Raw genomic sequence first — 14,004 nt, forward strand, 5'->3', positions numbered from 1 at the left:
TATAACCGATTCCCCATCAATTACTAAGAAAAAAAATCACCTTATTGGCTATTCTAAGAAAAGGAGGTGTTTCAAATGAAAAAATTAGTTATCATCTTGGGATTATGCACGGTAACGGCCCTAACAGGCTGTACTAAGGATATGAGCAACCGAGATGTCTATGAAGAAAGCGGAAATACCATTAATGTCAACAATAAAAGGCATGACCTCTACAATGAAGGAGCAAGCCGTGGGATGCGTAATGTGAGTAACAATTACGGCTTTGTCCGTCATCAAAAAAGTCCGCTAATGAACGATAATACGGCTAATGACCATTATTCTGCATTAGACCGTGAACAAGCGGCCAATATTATAAGTAAATTAAGTACAGATATTCCCAATGTAAGTGATGTATCCACACTTGTCACAGACCAAGAAGTGTTAATTGCTTATAATACCGATTCAAAAGACCGTAATTTGACTGCAGATCAAGTGAAAAAAACAGCAATGTCCGTCGTTCCAAGGTATTACCATGTCTATGTTACTGACAATACAGTGTTAAGGAGAGATGTAGAAAATTTGGCAAACGTTGATTCCACAAGCCGAAATGCCCGTAATCTGGTCAATGGGCTAATCACACAGATGAAAAAATCACCGCAGGGGCAGCGGATAAATGCAAGTGAGGATGAAAATGGGCGAACTGCGGACGACAATATCGGTAGAGACAATCGATAAAAAAAGAGTTCAGTCGACTTGACTGAACTCTTTTTTTTAAGCTTCTTGAGCATTTTCTTCCCCAAGCATTTGCTTGTGTTTCGCTGCTGCGTTCACTTGCTCGTCAGCATGATAGGAGGACCGAACTAGCGGGCCTGCTTCACAATGACTAAAGCCTTTGCTTAATGCAATTTGCTGTAATTCTTTAAATTCATCTGGGCTATAATATTTTTCAACCTTGAGATGACTTTTTGTCGGCTGTAGATATTGACCAATAGTCATAATATCGACGTGATTTGCTCTTAAATCATCCATCACTTCAAGTATTTCTTCCTTTGTTTCCCCAAGTCCAACCATTAAACTCGATTTTGTTGGAATATTCGGCTGCATTTCTTTAGCACGACGGAGGAATTCAAGGGAACGATCGTATTTCGCCCTAGCTCTTACTCTAGGGGTCATCCGTTTAACCGTCTCGATGTTGTGATTTAAGATATCAGGTTTTGCATCCATTAACAGACGTAAATTTTCTTCTTTCCCACCCATATCAGATGGAAGAACTTCAATACTTGTAAATGGATTTTTGCGGCGAATAGCTCGGACTGTTTCGGCAAAAACAGCTGCTCCGCCATCCCTAAGATCATCACGGGCTACTGCGGTGACCACGACATGTTTTAAGTTCATCAATTGAACGGAGTCCGCCACTCTTTCAGGTTCTTGCCAATCCAACTCTGTTGGCAATCCAGTTTTAACTGCGCAGAAACGGCATGCGCGTGTACATGTATCACCAAGGATCATGAAAGTAGCCGTACGTCGCTCTGCCCAGCATTCATGAATATTAGGGCAGCGTGCTTCTTCACAAACCGTGTGAAGGTTTTTTTCACGCATCATTTTCTTCAAGCCCGTATAGGACTCATTTGTGTTCAGTTTTATTTTTAACCAATCCGGTTTTCGTAAAATATCTTCTTTCTTACTCATTAATGCTACACCCCTTGAAGCTAGAAATGGATCCTCATTGTCACTTTAACATACTAAAAAAATAACGACAAGCATATCGGGTTATATTATCATGATGAACTGTTCCATCAGCAAAAAATATTGTTTACCATTTATTAACCATAATGAAATGGTTTAGAAAACATAAACTAACCTTGTACATTAATTGGAAGGAGGATTCTTGTGCGGGCTGTTCTATTATTGGGAACTTTTCTTTTATTCTTTAGCACTTCATTGGCTGTTACGGACGTTTGTGCCGCGGCAAATGAACCGAATCCATACCAAGAACGAATGAAGCTTTATAAGAAGGTGGAAACCGTTACACAAATTCCTTGGTACTATTTAGCGGCCATTGATCAATACGAAAGAAGCATCCGCCAGGTCCGCAAAGACTTACCTAAACCAGATAGTGTGATCGGCATCTATTTTCGCCCAGAAGAATGGTCTGGATTAACCAATCCAAATCCTTTGGAAGAAAACCCAGCCACGATTCAATTTTTTGATGGAAAAGGTGTAGATGGAGATGGGGATGGGAAGGCAAGTGCTAAAAATGATGAGGATGTCCTCTATGCGTTTGCAAAATATCTCCTATCATACGGTGTCGATCATGATAATATAAAAATCGGCTTATGGAATTACTATCATCGTGATAAAACGGTTAGTATCATTGCTGGAAAAGCAAAAATATATCGGCATTTCGGTCGGATTGACTTAGATACTCAAGTATTTCCTGTCCCAATTCGCAGTAATCACAGTTACCGGAGCACGTGGGGGTCTGCCCGAGGCTGGGGCGGCCGAAGGATACACGAAGGTACTGATATCTTTGCTGGTTACGGCGTTCCTGTTCGAGCAACAAACTATGGGATTGTTGAAATGAAAGGCTGGAATAAGTTTGGTGGCTGGAGAATCGGTATTCGCGATATTAATAATACGTATCATTACTTCGCCCACTTAAGCGGTTTTGCTAAGGATTTAAAAATCGGTCAAGTGGTTGAGCCAGGAATGCTAATTGGCGGTGTAGGAAGTTCTGGTTATGGCCCTCCTGGAACCTCAGGAAAATTCCCTCCCCATTTACATTACGGGATGTACAAAGACAACGGTGTCACCGAATGGTCTTTTGATCCTTACCCGCATTTAGCCAAATGGAAGCGGATGGAACGGATGAATGCACGTAAAAAATAGGACCTTCCACTGTGGAACGTCCTATTTTTTCGTATCTGATTTCTTCACGTCTGCCTGTTTATCAGGAAGTTGAATTGATGGGGTAATCCCGCCGCCGCCATTATAAAATTGCGGAACATCTCCTTGGATGAGCGAACCATCCACGGGGATACTTTGTGTCAGTTTGGTGATCTTTGTAGCAAACGGAGTGATGATTTGGACAGAGACTTCAATATGAATCGAAACATCGACCCAGGTATTATTAATCCCTACTTCTTTCGTTTCAATTTTAACATCTGGCTCCACTTCACCAATTGCATGAAACTTAACCGGAATTTTCGGTCCTATATTTCCTAATAATGAAATATTGGTTGCTTGGCCAAGCGGGACGTACCAAATAATCCCGTCTTCCTTATTTGAATTTTGAGTTTCTATTTCTACATCGGTTAACTGCTCCAGTGAGGCAAGATCACCTTTTTTGGCTGCTTTCAGGTTCTTTTGAATTTGTGCGGTTGTTTCCGCTAAGACCCGGTTTATATAAACTGTATTGAGCTTCACATTTGACGCCTTTCCATTTTCACTAGGCAGAATCACAATGACTTCATTGTCTTCCCCTGTATCAGTTGTCCGTTTTGTGATCGCCTTATTGATGACTAATGAAGCAATATTTCGGGTTTCAGAAGTAGCAATTCTCATCAAGGTAGGTTCAATACCCTTATTTACAAGCCATAATCCAGTCGCGGTAGAAAACAGAAAAAAAACAAACGTCAATAGCATGACATAACGGAAAGGCAACGGTCCCTTTTTAGGTCGCCGTCTGCGAAACTTCGCCAAGAAAATCACCCCTTCAAGCTATATGTATGCTTTAAAAAGAGGAACTAGCCTAAAAATGTACCTAAAAATATTGGGTAATGGCAACAATAGAAAAAAGCTTGCTGTCTCTAGCAAGCTTTTTAGATCATTTTTAATAATGCGTCTCTGCCAATCATGCCAGGGTGAATGCCTAATTCCTCTGCTTCAACAGTAACAGACTCTAACGGGGCATTCAGAAGCTGTTCAATGGTCCTTACTCCGACAGCACGGCCTGCAATTATTTTGCGGTCCTTTAGCTTTTCGTTTAACAGCCCTACGTCTAAGGCGCCACACATGATATACCCTTTATCATTTGAGACCGATAGCAAGGTTGTTTTCGGAAGTAAAACTGAAACACCGATAAACATATGTCCATTTATATTAATGGGTAAAAGATCAACCACAGATTCCCCACACTCCTTTCCTCTCTATCACATTATGATTAGAAATGAAAAAGCGTGTTTATGGGCTATGATTACCTTTGTAATTTCCACTTTAAGATATCGCGAAGAAATTCCGGTAAGAAATATTTCTTTTCCTTATATGGCAGTACCTCTTTGAAAAAGTGGCCAAATGTGAACATATCCGGAAGAGCCAAACTATATTTGCGTTTATGTTCCAAATGCATTCCATTTACGAGGATGATTTCATCATGGAAGCTAATTTGGTCGTAGACAAATACTCCTAGTAGGGTCCCTCTAAATCCAAGACCTTTAATGTGTCTATGGACTAACTCTTCATTTTTTGATTCCCACAATACCTTTTCTAATTCAAGACCAGTCAGTTCAACTACACATGGATTTATCGGATGCGGGCAGATCTTTAACAAATCGTATACCGTAACATCATCCTCTAAAGAGCCTAAGAGGAGTCCCGCGTTAATCATCGCACAATCGGTTTGACACCATTCCCTTAACGACCTGCTGAGCATTCGGGAAAATTCCGTTTCCTGAAACAGGTCGGTTTTAAGTGGTGTTTTTAAGGTCGTTACTTTTTGATTTAATAAGGCTTTTCCTTTGGAAAGATATGCGTCTATTAGTTCCTGCTCATTGTGAACCATTGGCAGTTCTTCCGTGTCATAAAGAATGGCTTCTTTATTTGTAATTGTTTTTTCTTCGTTTACACTGAGTGTGATGTGCCCCACAAATTGTCCATACTTTCCAGCCGCTCCAAGGAGGGTATTACCTACGAACTTTCCTTTTTCAAGAAAGTGGTGGGTGTGTGAGCCTAAGATGACATCAATATTAGGAAATTCAGTTGCAATCGATTCATCTTCATTCAGACCGAGATGGGAAAGTAGAATAATGATATCCGATTCAGCTTTTAATGGTTCCAGCCATTTCTTTAGTTCGTTGATTGGTTCGGTCACCTTCCATCCTAATAATCCATACAGATGGGCAAAGTGTGCGGTTAGACCGATGACCCCCACCCTCGTTCCCTTGTTCGTATGATATACCTTATATGGCTTTACCCAGGTAGGATATCCTTCGTTGGGCTGATAAAGGTTTGCTAATAATACATCAAACTGAGCATGTTCATAAAGCGTATTTAAGTCGTTATAGGGAAGGTTAACACCTTCGTTATTCCCGATTGTTACCGCTGTATACTGGCTTTCATTTAAAAGGTCGATGTTTCCTTTTCCCTTAGTAGCCTCAGTGAAGGGATGCCAACGGTCAATAAAATCGCCAATGTCAAAGAGAAACACATCCTCATCCTTTTTCTGATGGACTTCATTTTTATCAGCTAGGAATTGCTTAATACGCGGCCAATTTTCTATGTGACTGTGGACATCATTTGTATGATAAATATGTATGGTTTCCATTCTGTACCTACCCAAAAATTCCTTGATAAATTAAACGAATCCCAACAACAATGAGGATCGTCCGTAAAATTAAGACAATCGTTTTACTCTTAAGTCTTGTGTTTAAATAAACACCTATTTGAGCTCCAATCCATGCCCCTGGAACTAATGCCAGTGCGTACATCCAGTTAACATTTCCTAAGGTAATGTGCGTAATCGAGCTAAGTAATGAGGTTGGTAATATCATAAACATCGATGTTGCCGTAGCTACATGAGGCGGAAAAAAGAAAACCAAAATCATCGTTGGAACCAGTAAGGAGCCGCCGCCCACCCCGAAAATCCCTGATATAAAACCCACAACAAAGGCAATCAGAACGGCCATAACTGGATTATATCCATATTCTAAGGTATTCCCTCGATTATCGGTAAACGTACGGACGATTCCCCGGTCCTTCTTATATGGTAATGGCTTTAATTTATCTTTTAGTAATAAGATAATCGAAACAAAAATAATAAATAATCCGAAAAAGATATTAAAGGCCTTCATCTGTAATCCTTCTGTTACCCACGCGCCCAAAATACTTCCGGGACCGCTGCCAATCAAGAAAATCAAGCCGCTTTTATAATCAATGGTCTTGTGTTTCATATACGCTAAGGTGGAAGAAAGTCCTGTAAAAATCATCGTAAAAAGGGAGGTTCCCACCGCGACCTGTGGTGTTACATGCCCAAAGGCTGACAGTGTTGATAAATAAAGTAATGAGGGAACAATTACAATCCCGCCACCTAAACCAATGAGCGAGCCTAATGAGCTTCCGAGTATACCGATAATTACGATTATGATCCATTCCATGTTATTCCTTCTCCTAACTTTTTATAGTAGATCCAACTGGCGTGGAGCAAGCCCCTTGTATTCGAGCTGCAAAAGATTGATCATTTCATTTGCATTATCAGCTGCATCTCCGCCAGAATTGTTGTTAAAAAGGAGATAGATATCTTTCGATTCTTTGGCTAATTCTTGAATGGAGTTTGCCCATTCTTCTAACTCTTTTTGGTTATAGCGGTATAGATACCGAACCTCGCGCCAATCCACTCCGACTCGTTTTTGCCAGCCATGAAAATTACGGCCATGAAAGCGGACGAGGACCTTCTCAGGGGTGGTAGATTGCAGGACCGTTGGGATGGACCCTTCTCCTGATTGTGGTTCATCGCAAATGCTATGGATCCATTTTCCTTCCGTCATAAACTCAATGGTTTTTTGACGATATTGGGGGGCAAACCAGGATTGGTGTCTGAATTCTAATGCAGATGGGATATCCCCCATTTCCTGCTTGCACCATCTTAGGTATTGGACATTTTCTCTCGTACACGTAAACAAGGGTGGAAATTGAAAGAGGGTCATGGCTAATTTATTGGTTTCTATGTAAGGCTCGAGCGATTCTTTGAAAGCTCTAAACATCGCTTGTTTATTTTCAAACGGAATTTCTCCGCGCATATGTCCGGTCATTCCTTGGTAGGCTTTGACGATAAACTGGAAGCTAGTCGGTGTTTCATTGACCCACTTTTCCGCATTTCTTTTCGGCTGAATCGCATAAAATGCCGAATCTACTTCAACAATCGGAAAATGGCCTGCATAGGCTTTTAGCTTATCCCGTGAGGATATCTGACCTGGATATAAGCTATCATGATCGCCCCAGCCCGTTACGCCAATATAGATCAAAAAACTCACCTCCAACTATTAATAATAGCATAACCATTTTTGAAAGGTGGTAATTTTTGAAAAGATGATTGTCGCCAGTATTGGGGTGATATCCTCCAAGTGTTTTATGCTTTCGCTAGTAATGTGGCGCTTTCCGCCAGTGTTGTGGCGCCATCCGCCAGTAAAGTCACGCCTTTCGCAAGTTATGTGGCTATCGAGAGTAAATTGACCTTATCTGAGAGTTTCCCCAATCACCAGCACAAAAAACCCGCCTGCCATCCTTGGCAAGCGGGTTTTTAATTAAAACTATTAACCAATAGAGCCTTCCATCTCGAATTTGATAAGACGGTTCATTTCAACGGCGTATTCCATTGGTAATTCTTTTGTAAACGGCTCGATAAAGCCCATAACGATCATTTCAGTTGCTTCCTGTTCTGAAATCCCACGGCTCATCAAGTAGAAGAGTTGCTCTTCAGAAACCTTAGAAACCTTCGCTTCATGCTCAAGTGAGATGTTATCGTTTAAGATCTCATTATAAGGAATCGTATCTGATGTCGACTTGTTATCCATGATTAATGTATCACATTCGATATTAGAACGGGCACCGTCTGCCTTACGACCGAAGTGAACGACACCGCGGTAAGTTACTTTACCGCCATGCTTAGAAATGGACTTCGAAACGATCGTTGATGATGTATTTGGTGCTAAGTGAATCATTTTTGCACCTGCATCTTGGTGTTGACCTTTACCAGCAATCGCGATAGAAAGTGTCATCCCACGTGCGCCTTCACCTTTTAAAATAACGGCTGGATACTTCATGGTTAATTTCGAACCGATGTTGCCATCAATCCATTCCATTGTCGCGTTAGCTTCACAAACCGCACGCTTAGTAACCAGGTTGAAGACGTTGTTCGCCCAGTTTTGAATCGTTGTATAACGGCAGTATGCATCCTTTTTAATCACAATCTCAACGACGGCACTGTGCAGAGAGTTGGTTGTATAAACTGGTGCTGTACAACCCTCAACATAATGCACATGGGCGCCTTCATCAACAATGATTAACGTACGTTCAAATTGACCCATATTTTCTGAGTTAATTCGGAAATATGCCTGTAATGGCGTATCCACTTTCACACCCGGTGGTACATAGATGAACGAGCCGCCAGACCAAACAGCCGAATTAAGAGCTGCGAATTTGTTGTCTGTTGGCGGGATAACCTTTGCCCAGTGTTCGCGGAAAATATCTTCATTTTCCCTTAAAGCTGAATCTGTATCCTTAAAGACAATACCTAAATCTTCAAGTTCTTCCTTCATATTGTGATAAACTACTTCAGATTCATACTGAGCAGATACCCCAGCAAGGTACTTTTGCTCCGCTTCAGGAATTCCTAGTTTATCGAAAGTAGCCTTGATTTCTTCCGGTACTTCATCCCAAGACTTCTCGGATTTCTCAGATGGTTTTACATAGTAAGTAATTTCATCAAAGTTTAATGCGTTCAGATCGCCGCCCCATTGTGGCATTGGCATTTTGTAAAAATGCTCAAGCGACTTCAAACGGAAGTCTAACATCCATTGTGGTTCATTCTTCAATTTAGAAATTTCTTCTACTATTTCAGATGTTAAACCACGCTTAGATCGGAATATGGAAACGTCTTTATCGGCAAAACCATATTTATAATCACCGATTTCCGGCATTTTTTTCGCCATCGTCGTGTTCCTCCATTCTTAGAAAAGCGGAAACGCCTTTATTTCAGGCGCTGAGGCTGAATCATGGCCCTCTCCCAACCGCGTTTTCTTCATTTTATTCTTTTTCCTCGTTTTTCAATCCCTTTTCCATTGCTTTCCAAGCTAAGGTTGCACATTTGATGCGGGCTGGGAATTTAGCTACACCCTGAAGTGCCTCGATATCACCTAAATCGATATCTTCGTCATACTCTTTGCCTTGCATCATGTCAGAAAAGATTGTTGAAAGTTTTAACGCTTCTTCAATTGTTTTCCCTTTAATCGCCTGGGTCATCATTGATGCGGATGACATGGAAATCGAACAGCCTTCGCCTTCTTGCTTTGCGTCAACCACGATTCCATCAACCACCTTAAGAGTCAGTTGAATCCGGTCCCCACATGTTGGGTTATTCATATTAATCGTCAGACTGCCATCATCTAAAACGCCACGATTACGTGGATTTTTATAATGGTCCATTATCACCCGACGGTAAAGATTATCTAAATTAGAAGACATCGCTGAAATACTCCTTTGTTTTAACAAGTCCTTCAACAAGTTTATCTATATCATCTTCTGTATTATACAGGTAAAAACTGGCACGAGCTGTCGCTGAGGCTTTTAACCATCTCATTAGCGGCTGGGCGCAATGATGTCCAGCACGAACCGCAATTCCTTCTGCATCTAGAACAGTTGCCACATCATGAGGATGAACATCACTGATATTAAAGGTAACCAGTCCTGCCCGCTTCGCTGGGTCAAGTGGACCATAAATAGTCATTCCCTCAACTGCTGCCATTTTTTCTAAAGCATATGCAGCAAGTTGATGTTCATGCTCGGCAATCTGGTCTAAGCCCACTTCATTTAAAAAGTCGATGGCAGCGCCAAGACCAATGGCCCCAGCAATGATTGGTGTACCGCCTTCGAACTTCCACGGCAGTTCTTTCCATGTTGATTCGTACAATTGCACGAAATCAATCATTTCGCCGCCAAATTCGATTGGTTCCATATTTTCGAGCAGATGTTTTTTTCCATAAAGGACTCCAATGCCTGTTGGACCGCACATTTTATGTCCTGAAAAAGCAAGAAAATCACAATCTAAATCTTGAACATCAATCTTCATATGCGGCGCACTTTGTGCTCCGTCGACGACCATAATTGCTCCGTTTTCATGGGCAATCTGCGCAATCTCTTTCACTGGATTAATGACGCCAAGGACGTTGGATACTTGCATAACAGAGACTACTTTTGTGTTGGTAGTAATGGTTGCACGAACGTCATCGAGTGAAATGGTTCCATCTTCTTGTAATGGAATGTATTTCAATTGAGCACCAGTTCGTCTCGCAACTTGCTGCCACGGAATGATATTACTATGGTGCTCCATATACGTAATGACGATTTCATCGCCTGCTTTTAAATTCGCCGCCGCATAGCTTGCTGCTACGGTATTAAGAGCGGTTGTTGTTCCTCTTGTAAAAATCACTTCTTGAATAGACTTGGCATTGATAAACTTACGAACCTTTTCCCTTGCACCTTCGTAAGCATCAGTTGCTCTTGTTCCTAGTGTATGCACACCACGATGGACATTGGAATTGATTTCACGATAATATTTTTCAATCGCCTCGATTACTTGGATGGGTTTTTGAGATGTTGCAGAACTATCCAAGTATACTAATGGCTTCCCATTGACTTCTTGATCTAAGATTGGAAATTGTGCGCGAATATCCCTGATATTCATTAGCGCACTTTCCTTTCAATTACTTCAGTTAACTGTTTCTTTACTCCTTCAATCGGCAGTTGATTAACTACTGGAGCTAAGAATCCATGAATAACTAAGCGTTCAGCTTCTTCTTTACGAATTCCGCGGCTCATCAAGTAATAAAGTTGAACAGGATCAACTCGACCTACAGATGCTGCGTGACCAGCTACAACATCATCTTCATCAATTAAAAGAATTGGGTTGGCGTCGCCACGTGCTTTTTCACTTAGCATCAGAACACGGGATGTTTGCTCTGCATCCGATTTAGATGCACCATGCTCAATTTTACCAATTCCATTAAAAATCGATGTAGCACTATCCTTAGCAACACCATGATTCAAGATATTTCCTACGGTATGTTTTCCGAAGTGAACTACCTTTGTGGTAAAGTTCTGTGTTTGGTCGCCACGTCCGACAACCACTGTTTTTGTATCGCCCGACGAACCATCGCCAAGTAGGTTAGTCGTATTTTCTGAAATAGTATTCCCTTCATTCATTAAACCAAGGGCCCATTCAATTTTGGAATCTCTGCCAGCAACGCCGCGACGATTTACATACGTAGTAATACCTTTAGCCAAGGTATCAACAGCACCGTACCTTACGCTCGCGTTAACATTCGCAATGACTTCAGTCAAAATATTAACTAATGCATTAGAAGTTTCCACAGTTGAAATGTAGTTTTCAACATATGTCACCGTACTATTATCTTCAGCAACAACAATTACGTGGTTAAACAAATTCGCCTCGGCATCATCTTGCACAAACACTGCCTGTATAGGTTCAGAAACTTCTACATTTTTCGGAATGTATAAGAAAACTCCTCCGTTAACAAGGGCCGCATTTAGAGCTGTTAAGCGATGTTCATCGGCATTGATGGCCTGAGTTAGATAATACTTTTTCAGGACGTCACCATGTTCTTTCGCAGCGGTAAAAATATCTGTAAATATAACACCTTGGCTTTTTAGTTCTTCAGATAAAGATAAAAAAGCTGGAGTTTGATTGCGTTGAATATATAAATTTTTATTTTCGGCTTCCATGTCAATTAAGGCTTTTACTTCTTCTGGTAATTCAGCAAGAGAAGTGATGGGAGCACTTGTTACCGTATGTTGAGTGAACTGGGTGAAGTTCCATTTATCAATCTTTGTTTTATCAGGTCTTGGCATTGGAAGCTGTTCAAAATCAGCTAATGCCTTAAGACGGAGCTCCTCAAACCAAGCAGGCTCGCTTGTTTCTTTTGAAAAAGAGCGAACATTTTCCTGATCAAATGATAATTTGATTTCTGTTGTCATTGTAATCCTCCTAACCCTCTCTTACGCTTCTTGCCCAACTGTTTCATCTTCAATTCCAAGTTCTTGTTTGATCCAGTCATATCCTTCAGCTTCTAAGCGTTGTGCTAGTTCAGGTCCGCCTGATTTTACAACACGGCCCTGCATCATTACATGCACATGGTCTGGAGTGATATAGTTTAAAAGTCGTTGATAGTGTGTAATCACTAAGCATCCGAAATCTTCGCCGCGCATTTCATTGATTCCTTTTGAGACTACTTTTAGAGCATCGATATCTAATCCGGAGTCAATTTCATCTAGGATCGCGATTTTTGGTTCTAACATCATTAATTGCAAGATTTCGTTACGTTTTTTCTCACCGCCGGAGAAGCCTTCGTTTAAATAACGTTGTGCCATATCAAGGTCCATTTCAAGGAATTCCATTTGCTTATCCATTTTACGGATAAACTTCATTAATGAAATTTCATTTCCTTCACCTAGGCGGCTATTTAGTGCTGAACGTAAAAAATCGGCATTTGTCACGCCGTTAATTTCACTTGGATATTGCATTGCTAAGAATAGTCCAGCACGCGCGCGCTCATCCACTTCCATTTCAAGGACATTTTGTCCATCTAGAGTGATAGATCCGCTTGTTACTTCATATTTTGGATGGCCCATAATAGCAGAAGATAAAGTGGATTTACCTGTTCCATTTGGTCCCATGATTGCGTGGATTTCTCCACCCTTTATTTCAAGGTTAACACCTTTTAAAATTTCTTTCCCATCAATTGCTACATGTAAATCTTTAATCGTTAACGTTGATCCAGCCATATCTATACCTCCAAAGAGAAAGTGTTGTATCATGTAATCGGGTCATTTGATAACCCTATTCTCATTTTATTCTCATTCCAATCTTATAACAAATGAAATGTATTAGCAACTCTAAAACAGTAAAAACATAACATCTGTTTTCATTAAGCTAGTACCAAATGAGAATGAAAAGTGACTTTTAATGAAAATTCAGACTAATTCTATTTAGGAAGAATTCACCCGAGTAAAATCATACCTCATTTTTTTACTTTTTGCCAATGGAATTCAGGTCTAATGGTCTTTCTATTTTTACCCAATGAAACGTTATAAATGTATACCGCTTTAGACAGCAGCAAAGAAAAAGCCAGTGTTTCCACACTGACTTTCTTCCTACTTATAACTTATTCAGAGACCGGTACAACGGCACCTTTGTATTGCTTTAGGATGAAGTCTTGGATTTCTTTTGAATGTAGAACTTCAACTAATGCTTTAATTGATTCTTTATTTTCATCACCTTTACGGACAGCAATCACGTTTACGTATGGTGATTCTTTGTCTTCAATGGCAATGGAATCTTTAACAGGGTTTAAGCCAGCATCAATCGCATAGTTAGAATTGATAAGTACAGCGTCGCCTTCGCCATTGTTATAGATTTTTGGTAGTAAAGCTGCTTCATAATTTGTATCAAACTTTAGGTTTTTAGGATTTTCAACAACATCTTTCAATTCTGCTTTTGTTTTATCAATGCCTTCTTTTAATTTGATAACTCCTTCTTTTTCAAGTAAAGAAAGAAGACGGCCGTGGTCAGCTACTGAGTTGCTCATGATTAAGTGTGCACCTTTTGGAAGATCACTTAGCTTTTTATATTTTTTAGAATAAACACCAATTGGCTCGATATGGATACCGCCAGCGTTCACAAAGCCATAACCATTCTCTTTATTTTGTGATTCCAAGTATGGGATGTGTTGGAAATAGTTAGCGTCAAGTTCTTTTGAAGCTAAGGCTTTATTAGGTAACACATAGTCTTGGAATGTTTTGATTTCTAAGTCAATACCTTTTTCTTTTAAAAGCGGCTTTGCTTGTTCAAGGATTTCAGCATGGGGAACGTTAGATGCTCCGACAACTAGTTTAGTTGTTTTTGCTTCGTTACCAGTAGTACCCTCTGATTTTTCCTCCGACTTGCCACAAGCTGCGACAACAAACACAATCGATAATGCTAACAATAAACTTAATAATTTTTTCATCTTGACCTCT

14 protein-coding genes are annotated in these 14,004 nt (G+C 40.5%); 2 read left to right on the top strand and 12 right to left on the bottom strand.

The window, feature by feature from the left end:
* The first annotated feature begins 75 nt into the window (after nucleotides 1-75).
* Complete coding sequence (locus QNH17_RS24610) at nucleotides 76-714, top strand: YhcN/YlaJ family sporulation lipoprotein (protein ID WP_283875718.1); 639 nt, start codon at nucleotides 76-78, stop codon at nucleotides 712-714.
* Between the two features lie 36 nt (nucleotides 715-750).
* Here QNH17_RS24610 and lipA read toward each other — a convergent pair whose 3' ends face one another.
* Complete coding sequence (gene lipA, locus QNH17_RS24615) at nucleotides 751-1,668, bottom strand: lipoyl synthase (protein ID WP_283875720.1); 918 nt, start codon at nucleotides 1,666-1,668, stop codon at nucleotides 751-753.
* A 201-nt stretch (nucleotides 1,669-1,869) separates the two neighbouring features.
* Between lipA and QNH17_RS24620 the strand changes: the two genes are divergently transcribed.
* A complete protein-coding gene (locus tag QNH17_RS24620; RefSeq protein ID WP_481858546.1) occupies nucleotides 1,870-2,868 on the top strand; it encodes a M23 family metallopeptidase in 999 nt (332 codons plus the stop codon).
* Nucleotides 2,869-2,889: 21 nt separating this feature from the next.
* Here the strand turns inward: QNH17_RS24620 and yunB are convergent, their stop codons facing one another.
* From yunB to metQ, 11 genes are all read right to left on the bottom strand, one after another.
* On the bottom strand, nucleotides 2,890-3,681 hold the full coding sequence (gene yunB, locus QNH17_RS24625; RefSeq protein WP_283875722.1) for a sporulation protein YunB: 792 nt from the start codon (nucleotides 3,679-3,681) through the stop codon (nucleotides 2,890-2,892).
* A 119-nt stretch (nucleotides 3,682-3,800) separates the two neighbouring features.
* On the bottom strand, nucleotides 3,801-4,103 hold the full coding sequence (locus QNH17_RS24630; RefSeq protein ID WP_283875724.1) for a YunC family protein: 303 nt from the start codon (nucleotides 4,101-4,103) through the stop codon (nucleotides 3,801-3,803).
* Nucleotides 4,104-4,174: 71 nt separating this feature from the next.
* A complete protein-coding gene (locus tag QNH17_RS24635; protein WP_283875726.1) occupies nucleotides 4,175-5,521 on the bottom strand; it encodes a bifunctional metallophosphatase/5'-nucleotidase in 1,347 nt (448 codons plus the stop codon).
* A 7-nt stretch (nucleotides 5,522-5,528) separates the two neighbouring features.
* Entirely contained in the window at nucleotides 5,529-6,350 is an 822-nt protein-coding gene (locus QNH17_RS24640) for a sulfite exporter TauE/SafE family protein (protein WP_283875727.1), read from the bottom strand.
* Nucleotides 6,351-6,371: 21 nt separating this feature from the next.
* Nucleotides 6,372-7,217: a DUF72 domain-containing protein gene (locus tag QNH17_RS24645; protein WP_283875728.1), complete on the bottom strand. Its 846-nt coding sequence runs from the start codon at nucleotides 7,215-7,217 to the stop codon at nucleotides 6,372-6,374.
* A 288-nt stretch (nucleotides 7,218-7,505) separates the two neighbouring features.
* The gene (gene sufB, locus QNH17_RS24650; protein ID WP_283875729.1) at nucleotides 7,506-8,903 is read right to left on the bottom strand and encodes a Fe-S cluster assembly protein SufB; all 1,398 of its coding nucleotides are present in this window, start codon (nucleotides 8,901-8,903) and stop codon (nucleotides 7,506-7,508) included.
* A 94-nt stretch (nucleotides 8,904-8,997) separates the two neighbouring features.
* On the bottom strand, nucleotides 8,998-9,435 hold the full coding sequence (gene sufU / locus QNH17_RS24655) for a Fe-S cluster assembly sulfur transfer protein SufU (RefSeq protein ID WP_283875730.1): 438 nt from the start codon (nucleotides 9,433-9,435) through the stop codon (nucleotides 8,998-9,000).
* On the bottom strand, nucleotides 9,425-10,654 hold the full coding sequence (locus tag QNH17_RS24660) for a cysteine desulfurase (RefSeq protein ID WP_283875732.1): 1,230 nt from the start codon (nucleotides 10,652-10,654) through the stop codon (nucleotides 9,425-9,427). The genes sufU and QNH17_RS24660 overlap by 11 nt, the downstream gene beginning before the upstream one ends.
* Nucleotides 10,654-11,964: a Fe-S cluster assembly protein SufD gene (sufD, locus tag QNH17_RS24665; RefSeq protein WP_283875733.1), complete on the bottom strand. Its 1,311-nt coding sequence runs from the start codon at nucleotides 11,962-11,964 to the stop codon at nucleotides 10,654-10,656. The genes QNH17_RS24660 and sufD overlap by 1 nt, the downstream gene beginning before the upstream one ends.
* A 21-nt stretch (nucleotides 11,965-11,985) precedes the next feature.
* A complete protein-coding gene (gene sufC / locus QNH17_RS24670) occupies nucleotides 11,986-12,771 on the bottom strand; it encodes a Fe-S cluster assembly ATPase SufC (protein ID WP_026567865.1) in 786 nt (261 codons plus the stop codon).
* A 380-nt stretch (nucleotides 12,772-13,151) separates the two neighbouring features.
* Nucleotides 13,152-13,994, bottom strand: coding sequence for a methionine ABC transporter substrate-binding lipoprotein MetQ (gene metQ, locus QNH17_RS24675; protein ID WP_283875735.1), 843 nt, complete (start codon nucleotides 13,992-13,994; stop codon nucleotides 13,152-13,154).
* Between the last annotated feature and the right edge of the window lie 10 nt (nucleotides 13,995-14,004).

The sequence above is a fragment of the Neobacillus sp. SuZ13 genome (assembly GCF_030123365.1).
Classification (GTDB): Bacteria; Bacillota; Bacilli; order Bacillales; family Cytobacillaceae; genus Neobacillus.